The organism is Streptomyces sp. NPDC004721 (assembly GCF_053601495.1).
Genome location: NZ_JBSGBZ010000019.1, coordinates 62,133 through 78,648 on the forward strand (window position 1 = coordinate 62,133; position 16,516 = coordinate 78,648).

General features: G+C 68.2%; 21 protein-coding genes and 1 tRNA gene. 18 read left to right on the top strand and 4 right to left on the bottom strand.

The features are described from left to right. Window positions 1-9: 9 nt before the first annotated feature. A complete protein-coding gene (locus tag ACWEK3_RS19310) occupies window positions 10-342 on the bottom strand; it encodes a hypothetical protein (protein WP_453250188.1) in 333 nt (110 codons plus the stop codon). After that, a complete protein-coding gene (locus ACWEK3_RS19315) occupies window positions 339-1,409 on the bottom strand; it encodes an HNH endonuclease (protein ID WP_453250189.1) in 1,071 nt (356 codons plus the stop codon). The genes ACWEK3_RS19310 and ACWEK3_RS19315 overlap by 4 nt, the downstream gene beginning before the upstream one ends. Window positions 1,410-2,958: 1,549 nt before the next feature. Here ACWEK3_RS19315 and ACWEK3_RS19320 point away from each other — a divergent pair. After that, window positions 2,959-3,753, top strand: a complete 795-nt coding sequence (locus ACWEK3_RS19320) for an NUDIX domain-containing protein (protein WP_453250190.1) — start codon at window positions 2,959-2,961, stop codon at window positions 3,751-3,753. Here ACWEK3_RS19320 and ACWEK3_RS19325 read toward each other — a convergent pair. Continuing rightward, window positions 3,737-4,780, bottom strand: a complete 1,044-nt coding sequence (locus tag ACWEK3_RS19325) for an XRE family transcriptional regulator (RefSeq protein WP_453250191.1) — start codon at window positions 4,778-4,780, stop codon at window positions 3,737-3,739. The two genes, ACWEK3_RS19320 and ACWEK3_RS19325, sit on opposite strands and share 17 nt — an antisense overlap. Window positions 4,781-5,220: 440 nt before the next feature. Here ACWEK3_RS19325 and ACWEK3_RS19330 point away from each other — a divergent pair, with 440 nt between their 5' ends. The 14 genes from ACWEK3_RS19330 to ACWEK3_RS19395 all read left to right on the top strand — a co-directional run bounded on the left by ACWEK3_RS19330 (window position 5,221) and on the right by ACWEK3_RS19395 (window position 12,959). Beyond that, window positions 5,221-5,577, top strand: a complete 357-nt coding sequence (locus tag ACWEK3_RS19330) for an SCO3933 family regulatory protein (protein WP_453250192.1) — start codon at window positions 5,221-5,223, stop codon at window positions 5,575-5,577. A 3-nt stretch (window positions 5,578-5,580) separates the two neighbouring features. Beyond that, a complete protein-coding gene (locus tag ACWEK3_RS19335) occupies window positions 5,581-6,918 on the top strand; it encodes an FtsK/SpoIIIE domain-containing protein (protein WP_453250193.1) in 1,338 nt (445 codons plus the stop codon). 82 nt (window positions 6,919-7,000) lie between these two features. Further along, the gene (locus ACWEK3_RS19340; RefSeq protein ID WP_453250194.1) at window positions 7,001-7,207 is read left to right on the top strand and encodes a hypothetical protein; all 207 of its coding nucleotides are present in this window, start codon (window positions 7,001-7,003) and stop codon (window positions 7,205-7,207) included. A 2-nt stretch (window positions 7,208-7,209) separates the two neighbouring features. Continuing rightward, window positions 7,210-7,404: a hypothetical protein gene (locus tag ACWEK3_RS19345; RefSeq protein ID WP_453250195.1), complete on the top strand. Its 195-nt coding sequence runs from the start codon at window positions 7,210-7,212 to the stop codon at window positions 7,402-7,404. Window positions 7,405-7,483: 79 nt separating this feature from the next. After that, on the top strand, window positions 7,484-8,182 hold the full coding sequence (locus tag ACWEK3_RS19350; RefSeq protein ID WP_453250196.1) for a DUF2637 domain-containing protein: 699 nt from the start codon (window positions 7,484-7,486) through the stop codon (window positions 8,180-8,182). Window positions 8,183-8,203: 21 nt separating this feature from the next. Beyond that, window positions 8,204-8,395 carry a mobile element transfer protein gene (locus tag ACWEK3_RS19355; RefSeq protein WP_452944109.1) on the top strand — a complete coding sequence of 64 codons (192 nt, stop codon included), beginning with the start codon at window positions 8,204-8,206 and terminating at the stop codon, window positions 8,393-8,395. 12 nt (window positions 8,396-8,407) lie between these two features. Continuing rightward, on the top strand, window positions 8,408-8,563 hold the full coding sequence (locus ACWEK3_RS19360; protein WP_376548660.1) for a hypothetical protein: 156 nt from the start codon (window positions 8,408-8,410) through the stop codon (window positions 8,561-8,563). Window positions 8,564-8,577: 14 nt separating this feature from the next. Further along, window positions 8,578-8,913, top strand: coding sequence for a SpdD-like protein (locus tag ACWEK3_RS19365; protein ID WP_453250197.1), 336 nt, complete (start codon window positions 8,578-8,580; stop codon window positions 8,911-8,913). Window positions 8,914-9,006: 93 nt separating this feature from the next. After that, a complete protein-coding gene (locus tag ACWEK3_RS19370) occupies window positions 9,007-9,189 on the top strand; it encodes a hypothetical protein (protein WP_453250218.1) in 183 nt (60 codons plus the stop codon). A gap of 8 nt (window positions 9,190-9,197) precedes the next feature. Next, on the top strand, window positions 9,198-9,440 hold the full coding sequence (locus ACWEK3_RS19375; protein ID WP_453250198.1) for a hypothetical protein: 243 nt from the start codon (window positions 9,198-9,200) through the stop codon (window positions 9,438-9,440). Continuing rightward, entirely contained in the window at window positions 9,437-10,828 is a 1,392-nt protein-coding gene (repSA, locus tag ACWEK3_RS19380; RefSeq protein ID WP_453250199.1) for a replication initiator protein RepSA, read from the top strand. The genes ACWEK3_RS19375 and repSA overlap by 4 nt, the downstream gene beginning before the upstream one ends. 11 nt (window positions 10,829-10,839) lie before the next feature. Next, the gene (locus ACWEK3_RS19385; RefSeq protein WP_376397341.1) at window positions 10,840-11,013 is read left to right on the top strand and encodes a helix-turn-helix transcriptional regulator; all 174 of its coding nucleotides are present in this window, start codon (window positions 10,840-10,842) and stop codon (window positions 11,011-11,013) included. Next, window positions 11,010-12,383: a tyrosine-type recombinase/integrase gene (locus ACWEK3_RS19390; RefSeq protein WP_453250200.1), complete on the top strand. Its 1,374-nt coding sequence runs from the start codon at window positions 11,010-11,012 to the stop codon at window positions 12,381-12,383. Before ACWEK3_RS19385 ends, ACWEK3_RS19390 begins: the two co-directional genes overlap by 4 nt. Window positions 12,384-12,575: 192 nt before the next feature. Further along, window positions 12,576-12,959 carry a DUF6083 domain-containing protein gene (locus ACWEK3_RS19395; RefSeq protein ID WP_453250201.1) on the top strand — a complete coding sequence of 128 codons (384 nt, stop codon included), beginning with the start codon at window positions 12,576-12,578 and terminating at the stop codon, window positions 12,957-12,959. A gap of 173 nt (window positions 12,960-13,132) precedes the next feature. Here ACWEK3_RS19395 and ACWEK3_RS19400 read toward each other — a convergent pair. Next, window positions 13,133-13,204: transfer RNA gene (locus ACWEK3_RS19400), tRNA-Arg, on the bottom strand. A 61-nt stretch (window positions 13,205-13,265) separates the two neighbouring features. Here ACWEK3_RS19400 and ACWEK3_RS19405 point away from each other — a divergent pair. From ACWEK3_RS19405 to lysA, 3 genes are all read left to right on the top strand, one after another. Then, the gene (locus ACWEK3_RS19405) at window positions 13,266-13,787 is read left to right on the top strand and encodes a response regulator (protein WP_450539020.1); all 522 of its coding nucleotides are present in this window, start codon (window positions 13,266-13,268) and stop codon (window positions 13,785-13,787) included. 193 nt (window positions 13,788-13,980) lie between these two features. Then, window positions 13,981-15,030: an ArgS-related anticodon-binding protein NrtL gene (gene nrtL, locus ACWEK3_RS19410; RefSeq protein WP_453250202.1), complete on the top strand. Its 1,050-nt coding sequence runs from the start codon at window positions 13,981-13,983 to the stop codon at window positions 15,028-15,030. A 26-nt stretch (window positions 15,031-15,056) separates the two neighbouring features. Continuing rightward, a complete protein-coding gene (lysA, locus tag ACWEK3_RS19415; protein ID WP_453250203.1) occupies window positions 15,057-16,448 on the top strand; it encodes a diaminopimelate decarboxylase in 1,392 nt (463 codons plus the stop codon). Window positions 16,449-16,516: the final 68 nt, after the last annotated feature.

Genomic DNA, 16,516 nt, shown 5'->3' on the forward strand with positions numbered 1-16,516 from the left:
GGGAATCAGCTAGACGGATGTCATCTTGCCGGAGACAGACGTTGCGCGTCCCGTCTTCAGCCGTAGCTGGACCCCAAAGCTTAGCCCTGGCTGTGTGGGGTGCCGGGCAGCGAAGACGAAGTAGTAGTGCTCCACTCGCGCGCGAAGCTCGGCGCCCTGCGGTTCTGTGGTGGCCAGTGCCAGGGCGACCCGCCCCGGCTCTCCGTACACTCGCACGGGGCGTCCGCGACCGTCGTAGCTTTCGAAGAATTCATCTACGGACTCGAACAGCTCATTGGCCACGGCTGGTTCGTGCACGACGAACACGTCGAAGTGAAGTACAGGATCGGCTGGGTCGGTCACCGCCGGTCCCCCTGGGCCGGTGAAAGTGACGTGCCACGCTGCTGCACGATGGTGGCGGAGACTCGGAGCCTCGAGACTTGGCGGCGTTCGATGGCGGCCCGCAGCTCAGTCGGCGTGGGCCAAGGTGCACGACGGTGGATCATTCGATGGCAGTTCGCGCAGATGAGTGCTAGGTCGCTGAGCTTGGTCTTTCCTTCGCCGGCCTCGTGTAGCGGCACGACGTGGTGACACTCGACGTATCCGGCTCCGCGCTCGCCGTAGACCTCCTCGAAGTCGAATCCGCATGCCTCGCATGCGAGTGCGCCTCCCTTCCGGAGGACCGAATTGATCTTCTTCTTACGCAGTCCCTTGTTGCGCTCTCGTGCCTTGTGCCGGCGCAGCAGCAAGCGTCCTTCGGGCGCGCTGAAGTCGTCGTCTAGCTCCTCGTCGTCCGCCTGGGCAAGATCCTGAAGCTCGCCGGTGCTGATGCCCTCCCGGATGAGGCGTGCCACCTCGGTCATCTGGTCCGGGCGCGCAAGGAACTCATGGAGGACTTCAACGTCGAGGGCACCGCCCTTCGTGGGCTTGCCGCGGTAGTCGGGGTGCCGGGTAGCGATGTCGAACGTCTTGCGGGCCACGCCGTTGGGGTTGCGGAACGTCTCGTTGCGGTCCGCGTCCGCGTGGATGGGCAGAAACTGGAGCAGGTCTGACAGCTCGGTGACCCGGCTGTCCTGCGCGTCCAGTCCCTTCCAGCCGTTCGTCATGACAAGGTGGCAAGCGAGGATGATCTCGTCGCGCGCCCAGTCGGGATTCTGGACGGCCTTGGTCTGGAAGCCAAGCCGCTTCAACCACCCGGCCGCATGGTCCTTCCCGCCGCTGAACTCGCTGGGAGCCAGTGCTCGCCCCTGGCCCCACTTGTGCGCCACCCCGGCGATCGCCTTCGAGTCGTACTCCCGCCCCTGATGCACGAGGACGTACGAACGGGCCTTGCCAAAGTCGTACGTCGACAGGAACGCCTCGCGGCCCAACTCGTCGTGCTCGGCAATGGCCTTGAGTACTGACTCCCGTGTGATCGCTCCTCTATGCATGGCCGAAGGCTACGACCGGCCACTGACACACGCGGGCGGTGGAGTCTCAATGGCCGAGTCAAGCGCCGCGGGGCGCGATCCGTAGCCGAAGAAGTGAAGGGTCGGGTTTCTGACCTGCGGCCGTGTAATAGACCAGCGCTGCGACCGGCTGTCGATGGTTGACAGCGCTGGTCGCGGTTCCCCCCCCCGCACTGCCCAGAGATGGCCCAGGCGGGTATGTCATAGTACAGCGATCTTGTCATGCACAATGTCACTGCTGTATGTTCACGAGATCTTCACATGCATGGAGGAACTCGGTGGCTGGACAGGCGTACTGCCCGAAGGGTGACTCGCCTCTTATCTACGTGGGGCCGCGTGACTGGCATTGCCCCGCTTGCGGCCGTCACTACGACGACCCTCCCCGGGGCTGAGCGCCTAGTCATTCATTTAGACCCAGCAATGATCAGAGGATGTGACCAAATTGGCTGACTGGTGGCCCATCAACGGTGGCGAGCACAAGGGCCGCGGGTGTGACGCATGCGGGAGCATGGAAGGCCGCTCCCGGGATGATGAGAACCGCATCTACTGTCACGAGCACCGCACGATGCACGACAGGTAGTAGCTCGAAGTCGCTATCGACCTTGCCGTCCGAGCTTCAGGGTGGCTACGGATCACCAAATACTGCCCCACTCGGGACACTTGGTCATCAAGGTCGGCGGAACGACTTTGGCCAGGAGCTGCTTTGGCGCGAGTGATCATGGCCCCGTAAGCTTCCGGCGCGTCGGGCAGTCTGTGAACCTGCCCGGTAAAGCACGACGTTGGGGCCATGATCTGCGAGGCTCGCGCCAAAGTGGCTGGCTAAAGTCGTGGAGCCGGCCGCCCCAGCCACAGCGGGCTTCTCCTACTCACCAGGTTGCGCCCGCCGTCCGGCCGGTTGCCCGGCGTGGTATCAGCGGGCCGTACGAACGTCGGCGCATCGGTCAGTGTCGGCTCGCATGCCACCGCCACCACGATCCGGCCTCCTGCGGTAACACAAAGCGTCTTTGACCTGCACTGTTGGGACCACCTCGGGCCCGTGCCCATGCTGTGTTTTGGCCGCTGCGAGTGGCGACGGGCGGACGGCGCGCCGCAGCCGGTGGCGGAGACATGGAGGCAGCGGGGCGGCGGCCGACCGGCGCCGCCGCGCTGTGCGCGGCCATCGATCCATGATCGACCTGACCTGTCAGGCAGTCGGGTGGAAAGGGGCGTAGGTCGCCCGGGCCGGTGCGCGGTCGCCGGGCTGCTGTGGTGGTTCCCCCTTCCGAGGCCGGATCGTAGTGGCGGTGGCATGCAGTCCGGAAGCGGCCATTGATGCGTCTGGGCGGAGTCTGTGTCGGTCGGGTTTGGCGGAGATTGTCGAGCGCCGTTGGCCTCCCGGCGAGCGAGCGAAGCGAGCCTTGATGATGTAGAGAAACTTCCACCGCGCGCCGTCCGTGATCGCTGGCAGGGTGAACCTACTCACGGTGTAGCTACACGGCTACGCTGGTGGGCGTCATCGCCGCAACGCAAGTCAGGGGAGTGTGCTCATCGGATGGGACCGAAGTCGGAGCGGGTCTATCGCACGATCCGCGAGTGGATCTCGACGGGCAAGTACGCCTCCGGCTCCAAGATCCCGTCCGAGCGGACCCTGTCAGAAGAGCTGGGCATCGGCCGTACGGCGCTTCGACAGGTGTTGGCCAGGCTCGTCAACGAGCGCGTCATCGAGGTACATGGGCGAAGCTCCTACCGTGTACCGGACCGCTCAGTGACCACGGAGCCGCCGACGAACCTGGAGCCGTGGCAGATCCACGGTGAGCGGACGCTGTATGACAACCGCTGGGTGAAACTGAGCCTCGTGGATGTCGAGCCGCCGGGCGTCGAGCGGTTCGAGCATCACGTAGTGCGGCTGCATCATGTCGCGGTTGCGGCCATCATCGACGATCAAGACCGCGTGCTGATGCTCTGGCGCTACCGCTTCGTTCCAGAGTCGTTCGGCTGGGAACTTCCCGGCGGCATCGTGGATGAAGGTGAAGACCCCGCCCAGACCGCTCTACGTGAGGTTGAGGAAGAGACCGGTTGGCGGCCGGATTCGCTGGAGCACGTAGTCACCTATCAGCCCATGGTGGGGATGGTCGACTCACCACACGAGATCTTCGTAGGCCGTGGCGCCAAACATGTTGGTGATCCCACCGACATCGAAGAGGCTGGACATGTGGCCTGGGTACCCCTCGCGGACATTCCCGGCCTCATGGAACGTGGCGAACTGATGGGGTCGGGGACGCTCGTTGCTCTCCTCCACGTCCTTGCTTCGCGCGCTGCTGCCCCCTCGCCTACAACTGCTGCGTGAGCTGCTCGATACGGCGACGGTGGCGTACCGATCCCGTCCGGCTGGCCAGTAGCCGGGCTTGCCTCAGGTGCTCGTGAGCCTGGTCGTACTCGCCGCGCGCAAGATGGGCTTGCGCAAGGTCGCACCGCAGTCCGGCGGTTGCCCGGACAAACGTCGGGTCTGCGGAGTCCAGCGAGACGTAGAGGTTTTCTACTGCATCGTCGTCGCCTAGCAGCGCGAGCGCGTTTCCTCGCCATCGGGATAGATGTCCGTGATTGAGGAAGATGCTCAACATGTCCGGGTCCCGGGCCCCCTCGCCGGGCGGCAGCAAGCGCATTGCGTTGTCCAGCGCTCGCCGGCAGTCGTCGGCTAACCCGGCTTTGGCGCAAATCTCGGCTTCAGCCGCGTACAGCCATGCTTGAAGCCGCGGGGACATCGCCTTTCCGCCGACACGCTGAGCGTCGCGAACGAGCTGGACTGCCATCGCGGGCCGGCCGGCATCGCAAAGCACGTACGCCTGCTCGGCTGTGGCGTGTGCGAGGTACATGGGCTCGTCAGCTTCCTTCGCTGCACGCTTCCCCAGCTCGTAGTGCCGCCACGCACGTTCGACCGCCCCAACATCGAGAGCCTGCCAAGCTGCTAGCGTCGCTGCTCCGGCCAACGCGCGAGCAACTGGGCGCCTGGTCTCCGGGAGCACGGCAAAGGTCAGTGCATCTTCCAGCGTCGACAGGTGACCGGTCATCTGATCGATAAGGCTTGAGGCACCCATCTGGCGATCGACGGTCCGCAAGAGCTCTGTCTGATCCATGAACGTTTGCACCATGGTCAGGCTGACGCTGCGCGCTGCATCGATGCGCGTGACAAGGTCGTCGTACCCGCCGGCCTGGACTGTCTCAATCAGGGCCGTGGGCCTACCGTGCAACTCATCGTCAGTGACACCGAGTAGAGCCCGAAGGATTCTCGCGTACCGGTCGCCGATCGTCCGCTTCCCGTTCTCCCACTCTGAGACGTAGACGCGGAGGCTCGCCGTAGAAGCGATCGTGAGCATGTGCTGACGTGCATACCGCTCGATCTCGTGGACAAGTCGCTCTTGCGACCACTCACGCGCGATCCGCACTGTCCGAAGTCCGCTGCTCACCTGCACCGCCCTGCATGTGATTCCTGAGCCCTAACAGCAGCATGCCTCACATCGGCGCAGGTCGGCAGGGGTTAACACCTGCCTTAACTGTGCGTTCGTGAACCCTTGTTGGCTACCGGGGCGTTGAGCAGCGCGGTTCCCTAGAGGCGTCGCAAGAAAGCGAGTTGAGAAAGCCGGAGGGCGACACCCCATTGACATCTGGTGCGCACCAGATGCAACCTACTGGTGCGCACCAGTTGGGGACGCAAGCACGCAAAGGCGTCTTCCTTTGAGTCCAACGTCAGTTCAGGAGCGGCGACCCACCGCCAAGCAAGTACGCCGCTCCCGACCCTCTGAAGGGAACTTCCATCATGCGTCAGATCCCCGTCGAGACCTCCAGCGCCACCGTGATGGTGGCCCAGGCCCCGGAACCGAAGATCCGTGACCGCCGTACCGGTGAGGTCGCCACCGACGCCGAGACCGGCGCGACGCTGATGACGGTCAACGTCATGTTCGCGCTGAACGGTGAGGTGGAGATCCTGAACGTGACCGTGCCAGAGACCGGCATCTCCGGTGACCTGGTCATGGGCACCCCGGTGGCGCTGACCGGCCTGATCGCCCGGCCGTGGGAGAACGAGTTCAACGGGCAGAAGCGGCACGGGATCGCCTTCCGCGCGGTCGCGGTCACCTCGCTGGTCGACACCGCGGCGAAGTCGAAGGTGGCCTGAGCCATGACGTGGTTAGTGATCGCGCTCGCGGTCCTGGTCGGGCTGGCGCTGCTGCTGAAGTGGCGCCGCCCCGTCTGGTACTGGCTCACCTTCGGCGTGCTGCTTGCCACGGTGCGGGTGCGCTGGCGCTACGCACACGTGATGGACGCCTGTCACCTGACGGTGCCGGCCTCCCGCCTCCGCCTGGCCTTGGCGCGCTGGTTCCACAAGCCGGTTCCGCAGCAGCGGGTGCCGCGCCTGGCGTGGGTGAAGCCGACCCGGACCGGCCTCCGGTTGCGGATCAAGATGCGGCCCGGTCAGGATGCGTTCGAGTTCTCCGCCGCCGCCGACCGGCTGCGCCACTCCTTCGGCGTCCACCAGGTCACTTCCCGCGAGATCAAGCCGGGCGTCGTTGAGATCACGCTCACCGGCTACGACGTGCTCAAGCGGGTGCAGATGCCCGCGCGGACTGGTCGGGGCGTGTTGAGGATCCCTGTGGCGCTGGTGGAGGACGGCTCGATCCACTACCGCGACTACCGTGAGGTGCCGCACTCGATTACGGTCGGCGCCACGCAGTCCGGTAAGTCCGTCACCCAGCGCACCGTGATCAAGGAACTTGCGGCGCAGCCGGTGGCGCTGGTCGGGATCGACTGCAAGAAGATCGAACTCGGGCCGTTCGCCCGCCGCTTCTCCGCCCTCGCGGACAACCCCGATGATGCCGCCGACCTGCTCCAAGCACTCGTCGAGCGCATGGAACGGATCTACGACGTGATCCGGCGTGAGCAGCGGATCAGCGCGGACACCCCGGATGGCGAGATCGCCGCGAACATCTGGGACCTGCCCGAAGACCTGCGGCCGGTGCCGGTCGTGGTCACCATCGACGAGATCGCCGAACTCACCCTGAGCACCAAGCGCAACGACCCGCGCCGGGAGCGGATCGTGACCGCACTGGTGCGCCTGGCCCAGCTCGGCCGCGCGGCCGGCATGTTCCTCGACGTCTACGGGCAGCGCTTCGGCTCCGAACTGGGCGACGGCATCACCATGCTGCGCGCCCAGCTCACCGGCAGGATGGTCCACCGCGTCAACGACGAATCCACCGCCAAGATGGCCTTCGGCGACATCTCCCCGCACGCCGTGTTCGCCGCCACGCAGATCCCCAACAACCGGCGCGGCATGGCCGTGGTCGGCTACTCCACCGGCGAATGGGTCCGCATCCGCACCCCGCACACCTCCATGCGGCAAGCGGTCGCCGCCTGCAACCGGCACGCCCACCTGACCCCGGACATCCCGGAACTGTCCCGCTTCCGCCCGCTGGTCGACCTCGCCCCCGTCGAGGCACCCGCGGTGACCGAAGCCGCCTAACCCTCTCGCTCCACGGCTGGCGTGACCGCTTCGCGCCAAGTCCCTACCCCTGCCATGCCTGAAGACAAGGAGGGCGCTGGTCATGTGCCCGCAGTACGAGGACTTCCACCGCACGGTGCTGATGCTCGGCGACATCGCCCTGTACGCCGAAGAGCCCGGCGCGGACCTCGACTTCATCGACGCCATCAGCCCGGCCCTTGCGGCCTCGCTGCCGGAGCCGCCGCCCGGCATCTTCCCGCCCGGCTACGACCCCGACAGCGGCCCCGACTACCCCCACCAGGGGCACTGACGATGGCCACCGCGAAGAAGCCGGCCACACGCCGCAAGACGGCCAAGCCGGAGCCGGCCACCTGCCCCGACTGCGACGGCAACGGCGAGATCACCCAAGCCGTCCGCGTCGGCGCCCGCAAAGGCCGCATCACCGACGACCAACAGGCCGGGCTCTGCCTCACCTGCTGGGGCACCGGCGAAGCCCCCACCGACTGAAACCCCGCCGGGACGGGGCGGCCGGGCCAGATCCCCGCCCCGCCCCGCCCCTGGCCCAACTCCCAGGAAGGAGGACCCGATGCGCCCCATGCTTCGCCCGGACGCCGTACTCGTACAGGCTGTGATTGCCGGAGCGCTGTCCTTCGCCCACCTGCACGACTTGGCCTCCGCGGCCGGACAGTCCGGCTGGAAAGCCTGGGCCTACCCCATCTCCGTCGACCTGCTCTTGGTCGCCGCCTGGCGCCGGCTCCGCTCGGACGGCCCGTCCCGGCTGGCCTGGTGCTGGTTCCTGATCGCACTGTTCGCCTCGCTCGGCGCCAACGTCGCCACGGCCGGCTTCCTCGACCTCGCCCACCCCCCGGCCTGGCTGCGCTTCGGCATCGCCGGATGGCCCGCCCTGGCCTTCCTCGGCGGCACCCTCCTCGCCCACACCGCCAGCGAACCGGCACCGGCTGCGACTGTGTCCGAGGCTTCCGCCCCGACGCTGGAGGTCGAGGGCCACCCGGCTCCCGCACCGGCTCCGGAGCCTGCCGCGACTCCCGCCCCGGTTGTCGACGACACCCCGGCCCTGCCCGTCGCCGACCCGGCATCCGACCCCGCCACCACTCCGGCTCCGGCTCCGGCCATGAGCGTGCCCGCGGCCCTCGTGGCGCACGCCCGCAAGGTCGCCGACGACCACCGGTCCCGCACCGGGTCCCCGATCGACACCGACACCCTGCGCGCCCGCCTCGGCGTGCCCGCCCCGATGGCCGACGCCATCGCCGCCCAACTCGCCTAAATCCGAAGGGAGCTCAACCCCATGGGCCTTTACCAGATCTGGCGCACCCTGCACCGCGTCGGCACCACCCAGGTCGGCACCGCGCACGGACGGCGCGGACAGATCAAGTACGTCGCCGCCTGCACCGCCGAGGACTGCGGCTGGTCCGCCGAGTACGACGACGTGAGCCCCGCCATGATCGCCGCCCAGGGCCACCGCTGCCCCGTCCGCTGAGGAGACCGGGCCATGTCCGTGCCGCTGTGGTTCTTCATCGCCTGCCTCGGCCTGGTCGGTATCAAGCTCGCCCGCCCGCCCTGGTGGCTCGTGATCGTCCTGCTGGCCGGCGGCTACCTCCTCGCCGACAGCTTCCTCGCCCCCGCCATCGACACCGCGACCAAGTGAAGGGAGAACACCCGATGCTCCGCCCGAAGATCCCCACCAACCCGATACCGACCGGCATCGTCACCCCGCCCGTCGTCGTCGAGCCGACCGCCGTGATCCCCAGCACCCCGACTCCGGCGCCGCAGCCCGCCCCGCTGGTCCCGGCGGCCCCCGCGTCGTCCCGGCCCACGGTACAGCTCACCCCCGGTGCGCTGGTCGCGGTCGTCGGTGGCGGCACCGCCGCGGTCCTCGTCGTCGGCGCGGTCCTGGTCTCGCTGCTGCTCGCGGTCGCCATCACCGGCGTCTCGGTCGCCGTGTGCGCGGTCGTCCTGCGCTCGCTGCTCACCTCGCAGACCAAGCGCCACCGCTGAACGGCCCCCGGAGCGGCATCCGTCGCCAAACATCCGCCGCTCCGGGCGCCTTCCCACCCTCCAGATCCAACGGACCCGAAAGGCAAGCCCATGATGCCCCAGCACACCCCGACCGCGCGCATCTGCCGCGACTGCGACGGCTTCGCCACCGTCGCCATCACCACCGGCACCCGCCACCGCGACGGCACCCGCGTCACGGTCCGCGTCGCCTGCCCGACCTGCAAGGGCACCGGCCACGCCACCCCCGCCGCCGACCTCGTCCGCGTCGGGAGGTGACGGCCACCATGAGGACCCTCACCACCTCCGCCCACCTGGAGCCGGACACCACCGCCCGCGTGGCCGTGTTCGACCCGACGCCCGAGGACGAAGGCTTCGTCAGCCTCCGCTTCGGTGGCGAACTGCTCGACATCGCGCTGATCGCCCGCCCGGGCACCGCCGACGCCCTGCGCGTCCTGGCTCGCGCCGCCGAGGAAGCCGCCGCGGCACTCGACCAGATCACCGAAATCGCCTCGGACGGTGCCGCGTGACCGACACCGCGACCTTCGCGGGCCTGGACCCGGTCACCCTCGCCGACGCGCTCAGGGTGGCCGGGCTCCCCGGCTTCGACCGCTGGCAAGACCAGATCAAACGCACCGGTGGATGCGCCGACCCGATCCACCTGCGCGGCTGGGTCGTCCACAAGGACAAGACCACCGGTGAGACCCTGCACCGCTACACCACCGAAGGTGAGCCGGGCGGACGGCTCCGCATCGCCTGTGGCAACCGCCGCGCCTCCCGCTGCCCCGCCTGCGCCTGGATGTACGCCGGAGACACCTACCGCCTGATGCGCGCCGGCCTCGCCGGAGACGAAGACAAGGACATCCCGGCCACCATCCGCGATCACCCCCGGGTCTTCGCCACCTTCACCGCCCCCTCGTTCGGCCCGGTCCACAACCGGCCCGACCGCGGTGCCTGCCGCTGCGGCACCCGCCACGCCTCGGACCACCCGGCCCTCGGCACGGCGCTCGATCCGGCCTCGTACGACTACGCGGGCGCGGTTTTGTTCAACAACCATGCCGGTGAGTTGTGGGTGCGCTTGGCCAACCGGCTCCGCCGCGAGATCGCTGCCCGCGCCGGCCTCACTCAACGCGAACTGAAAGAGGTCTGCCGCGTCTCCTACGGCAAGGTCGCCGAATTCCAGAAGCGCGGTGCCGTCCACTTCCATGCCGTAATCCGCATCGACGGACCGGACGGCCCGGACTCCCCGCCGCCCTGCTGGGCCACCACCAACCTGCTCACCGACGCCATCCACGCCGCCGCTCGCCACGCCTACAGCAGCGTGACCGTGCCAGCCGCCGGGGACCAACCCGCCCGCACCTTCCAGTGGGGGCGACAGCTCGACGTGCGGCCGGTCAAGGCATTCGGGGACGGCTCCGACCTGACCGAACAGGCCGTCGCCTCCTACGTCGCCAAGTACGCCACCAAAGCCGCCGAGAACACCGGCACCCTCGACCGCCGCATCGGCGAACTCGCCGAACTCGACCGCCACGGCGTCCCCGACCACGCCCGCCGCCTCATCACCGCATGCCGTGACCTGGATGAGCTGTACCCGGATCGGCGCCTGTGGGCCTGGGCTCACATGCTCGGCTTCCGCGGCCACTTCTCCTCCAAATCCCGCCGCTACTCCACCACCCTCGGCGCCCTCCGCCAGACACGCGCCGATTACCGCGCCACCCAGGAACACGCCGCCCTCGGCCTCGACGATCGCGACCCCGACACCGTCCTGGTTCTCGCCGACTGGCAGTACGCCGGCCACGGCCACACACCCGGCGAATCCGCCCTCGCCGCCACCATCGCCCGTGATCTCCAACTCAACCGTGAGACCGCGCGCGAAGCCCTACGTGACCAACTCAGCCAGGAAGGAGCATTGACGTGAAAGACGAGCTGATGACCGTTTGGGAGGTCTGCGCTGAACTCAAGGGCATCTCACGTCGGACCTTCTATCGCTGGCGCGAGTTGGGGGAGGCACCGCAGGCCTTCAAGTTGCCCAACGGAGAACTGCGCGTGTGGCGCAGCGACTTCAATGCATGGCTGAATGCCCGAGAGCGGGCCGCGGCATGAAGTCTCTTGATGTGAAGGTCTGGGGAGTCCGGAAGAGAAACACCAAGAAGTCGTCTTATGACGTCAGGTGGACGGTCGCCGGCAACGTGTTCTCCGAACAGTTCCGTACCAAGGGGCTTGCGGACCACTACCGGGCCAAGCTCCTTCGAGCCACCCGCGATGGTGAAGAGTTCGACACCGTCACGGGACTGCCTGACTCGATGGTCGAGAAGGAGCCTTCGACGACCTGGTACGCCTTCGCTCTGAAGTACCTCGCCATGAAGTGGCCGCACGCCGCGCCGAACACGCGTAACGGGATCAATGAGTCGCTGACCACCGTGACCATGACTCTTCTCGACGATCGTCCGGGGCGGCCGTCCGATGATCTGCTCAGGAAGGCGCTGCGTAACTGGGCCTTTGTCCTGCCCGGCCCCGGTGATCGCGAATTACCGACCGAGATCGTGAACACCCTGCATTGGGTGACCAAGGCTTCACGCCCTCTGTCCGACCTCGGCGACGCTGCGATCGGCAGGGCAGTCCTGGACTCGCTCAAACTGAAGCTCGACGGGACGGCGGCGGCCGCGGAGACCGTTCAGCGCAAGCGTCGAACACTCGTCAACGCGTTGCACTATGCGGTGGATCTCGGGGAGTTCAAAGAAAACCCGATCACTGCTATCCGCTGGAAGAAGCCGAAGGTTGCTGGGGAAGTCGATCCCCGGGTAGTCGCCAATCCGGAGCAGGCTCGGTCCCTGCTGACTGCGGTCTCGTACGTCGGTGGGTATGGCCGGGCACGTGGTCGTCGACTCGTCGGCTTGTTCGCCTGCATGTATTACGGTGCCCTACGTCCCGCTGAGGCTGTCGGACTCACCAAAGCAGACCTGAAGCTGCCGAAGACCGGCTGGGGGACGGCCCTGCTGAACCGGACGCGTCCCAGTGTCGGCAAGCAGTGGACGGACTCCGGCGAGACCCACGACGACCGCGGCCTGAAGAACCGGCCGGCCGAAGAGGTCCGGCTCGTACCGATCCCGCCTCAGCTCGTCGCCATCCTCCGGCAGCACCTCGACACCTTCGGCACCGCGGAGGACGGGCGCTTGTTCACTAACGAACGCGGGGGAGTGGTCGGCTCCTCGACGTACTACCGCGTCTGGCAGGAGGCTCGGGCGCTGGCGCTCTCGCCAGCTGCGGTCGCTTCGCCGCTCGCTGCCCGGCCGTACGACCTCCGACATTCGGCGCTGTCGACGTGGCTCAACTCCGGTGTGGACCCCACAGAGGTCGCCGAACGCGCGGGCAACAGCGTTGAGGTCCTGCTGAGCCGCTACGCCAAGTGCATCGACGGACGGCAGGAGATCGCCAACCGCAAGATCGAGGAGCTGTTGCGCGAATACGAGTGATCACGTGCACAGGCGTCAGCCCCCAGCCGCCCTGGCCGGGGGCTTCGTCGTGTCTCAGCCGCGCGTCGTCGGCCGTTGGTTGCTGGTTGCACCTGCCGCGTCGTCTTCCGTTTCATTGGTCGACAAGTGCCCCAGGTGTCCCGTCCGGTTCGCGGTCTACGCATGTGCCATTGGGATGGCGACTCTCGCGGTATGGGGGTTTTCGAAGAGGAACCGCGTCGGCTCGGTGGTGGGCAGTCCCGCTGTCCGTACTGCGGGCTGTTGGGGGAGCGGGTGGCGACGCTTGAGCATGATTGGGTGCTGTTGGAGCCGGACATGGCTCCACTGGCCCATACGGTGCCGGCGGAGCATCGGTGGATCGAGCTGTCTGACGGGCGGGTAACGGTCTACGGGGTATGCCCGCCAGATCCGTATCAGCGGTGTCGTATCGAACACCGGCTGGCCTGCGCGGAGCAACGACTGCCGGATCTTTGGCCGTGGCTGACAGCACTGCGAGATGAGAACGCGCGGAGTGCGAAGCGGCAGGAGGGTACGGAGCCGCCAGAGCCCCCGGAGGAATGGCCGGATGCGGGGTAACGGTCCCCACGCAAGCGACGGCTGACCTGGGCAGACGCTTCAAGATCCTGTCCACGAATAGTCCACGGGCCTCGTCCTAGGGCCGCTCAGCGCTGCATACGCCTGCACATACAAGAAGACCCCGGCCTCAGCGTTTCCGCTGGTGACGGGGTCTTTGGGCACCTCATGAAGGGTGCCCCCGGCAGGATTCGAACCTGCGCACACGGCTCCGGAGGCCGTTGCTCTATCCCCTGAGCTACGGGGGCGGGTCGGGCGCGTTTTCTGCGCGGCGACGGGTAGAACACTACCAGTTCCGGGAGGGTGGTCATGAACGTTTTCCGGTGGGGCTCTGGGGTGGGTCCTCCGGACGGGGTGGAAGTGGGGAAAAGCCGGACGCGGTGGCCGGTCCGGACCTACTCTCGAGTGGTGCCAGCCGCTTCGGGTCGGGTGCTTGTTGTGGACGACAACAAGGTCATCCGGCAGCTGATCAGGGTCAATCTTGAGCTTGAGGGGCTCGAGGTCGTGACCGCGGCCGATGGTGCCGAGTGTCTGGATGTCGTGCGTCGGGTGCAGCCCGATGTCGTCACGCTCGATGTCGTCATGCCGCGACTGGACGGGCTGCGGACCGCGGCCCGGCTGCGGGCCGATCCGCTCACCCGTGAGCTTCCGCTTGCCATTGTCAGTGCCTGTTCGCAGTACGAGGTCGAGGCCGGGCTCGACGTCGGTGTCGACGCCTTCCTCGCCAAGCCCTTCGAGCCGGCGGAGCTCGTGCGGCTCGTGCGGCGGTTGATCGATGGTGGGGCCCGTGGGGCCGGGGAGGCCGAGCCCGCCGGGCGCAGCAGCGGTTGATCGGTTCGTGGGTATCAGCAAGTGGGCGGGGGCATTCGACGGTGCCCCAGCTGATCGACGTCTTCGCCCAGGCAGGCAGGGCCGGACTCAGGCGTTCCACGGCCCCGTGGATTCCTCCGGTTTCCGTCCACATGGCGATACCGCCCCCAAATGAGTTCGCATACCCACCCCCCTCCTCCCCTACGCTTGTCCCGTGACCCCCGTGGAGCTCTCCCGTACCGTGCTGAGCGCGGTTCGTCGCGCTGTCGACGTGGGGGAGCTGAGCGTCGGCGTGCCCGAGCGGGTCGTGGTCACGCCGCCTCGGCCCGGCGGTTGTGGCGACTACGCCACCAACATCGCGCTCCAGCTCGCCCGGCCCGCCGGGCGGCCCGCCCCGCTCGTCGCCCATGTGCTCCGGGGCCATCTGCTCGGCCTCGACGGCATTGACGACGTCACCGTCACCGGGCCCGGGTTCCTCAACATCAGCCTCCGCGATGCCGATGCCGAGGCCGCCCTCGTCCGGCTGGTGGACGATATTCGGGGGTCCGGCGAGCGATACGGGTACGCCCCGCGGCCGGCCGGGACCGTCGTCGAGCTGCGCTGTCCCCGCGAGGTCCGCGCCGTTGTCGTCGCGGATGCCGTGGCCCGGCTTCTCCGGTCCCAGGGGAGTGAGGGAAGGGTCAGCTGCGCGAGTGCTCTCCCTGCCGACTGGCAGCGGATCCTTGGCGTCCACGTCGATGCCGCCGGCGACGTGCTCCCCGGTGTCGACATCCGGCCCGTCCCCGCCCCCGCCGACCCCCTCCCTCTCGCCCGCGACGCAGCCCGCTGGGCCCTGTTGTCCCCCGCCGGTCACGACCGGCCCCGTATCGGCGACGAGCATCTCGTCCAGCGCGAGAGCAACCCGCTCTTCCGCGTCCGGTACGCCCACGCCCGCACCCGGGCCCTCGGCCGCAACGCGGCCGACCTGGGCTTCGGCGCCGAGGCGGGGCCCGCAGACGTGGCCCCGTCCGAACTGGTCGCCCTGCTCGCCGACCATCCCCGCGTGCTGGCCCGCGCCGCGGACCACCGCGCTCCCGACGTTCTCGCCCGGCACCTCGTCAGCGTTGCCGATGCCGTGCTGCCCTTCCTCGCGACCGTGCTGCCGCGCGGGGAGGAGAAACCCTCGGCCGCCCACCGCGCCCGGCTCGCCCTTGCCGAAGCCGCCGGGACGGTGCTGGCCGGTGGCCTGTCCCTGCTCGGCATCGACGCACCCGAACACCTCTGAGAGAGTCCACAGAGAGCCGCACTGACATGAGCCGTTCCGCACATCCCGCCGGGCCCCGTCACGCCGATGTCCTGCCCGAGGGGCACTACTCCGCCCCGCCCGCCGACCTCAACGCCCTCGACCCCAAGGTCTGGGCGCAGACCGTCCACCGGCGCGAGGACGGTGTCGTGACCGTCGGCGGTATCGCCGTCACCGACCTCGCCGAACAGGTCGGCACCCCCGCCTACGTCCTCGACGAGGCCGACTTCCGGGCCCGGGCGCGGGCCTGGCGCAGCGCTTTCGGGCACGACGCCGACGTCTTCTACGCCGGGAAGGCCTTCCTGTCCCGGGCCGTCGTGAGGTGGCTCGACGAGGAGGGGCTGAACCTCGACGTCTGCTCCGGCACCGAACTCGCCACCGCGCTCTCCGCCGGAATGCCGGCCGAGCGGATCGCCTTCCACGGCAACAACAAGTCCCCGTACGAGATCCAGCGGGCCGTCGAGGCCGGGGTCGGGCGGATCGTGCTCGACTCCTTCCAGGAGATCGTGCGGGTCGCCCACATCGCGCAGTCCCTCGGGAAGCGGCAGCGGGTGCAGATCCGGATCACGGTCGGCGTGGAGGCGCACACGCACGAGTTCATCGCCACCGCGCACGAGGACCAGAAGTTCGGCATCCCGCTGGCCGGGGGACAGGCCGCCGAGGCCGTACGGCGGGCCCTCCAGCTCGACGGGCTCGAACTCATCGGCATCCACTCCCACATCGGGTCGCAGATCTTCGACATGTCCGGGTTCGAGGTGGCCGCGCACCGCGTGGTGAGGCTGCTCAAGGACATCCGGGACGAGCACGGGGTCGAGCTGCCGGAGATCGACCTCGGCGGCGGGCTCGGGATCGCGTACACCAGCAACGACGACCCGCGTGAACCGCACGAGATCGCCAAGGCGCTGACCGAGATCGTCACCCGTGAGTGCGAGGCCGCCCGGCTCCGTACGCCGCGTATCTCCGTCGAGCCGGGGCGCGCCATCGTCGGGCCCACCGCCTTCACGCTCTACGAGGTCGGCACCATCAAGGCGCTGGAGGGGCTGCGGACATACGTGTCCGTGGACGGCGGCATGTCCGACAACATCCGCACCGCGCTGTACGACGCCGAGTACAGCGTCGCGCTCGTCTCCCGGGTCTCCGAGGCCGAGCCGATGCTCGTCCGGGTCGTGGGCAAGCACTGCGAGAGCGGGGACATCGTGGTCAAGGACGCCTTTCTGCCGGCCGACCTGGCACCCGGTGACCTCATCGCCGTGCCGGCCACGGGTGCGTACTGCCGGTCCATGGCCAGCAACTACAACCACGCGCTGCGTCCGCCGGTCGTCGCCGTCGCGGGCGGGGAGTCCCGGGTGATCGTCCGCCGGGAGACGGAGGAGGACCTCCTGCGGCTCGACGTCGGATGACCCCAATGACTCCCGTAATGCCAACGACAGTAATGCCCACGACGTCAATGACGCCGATGGTGACCACG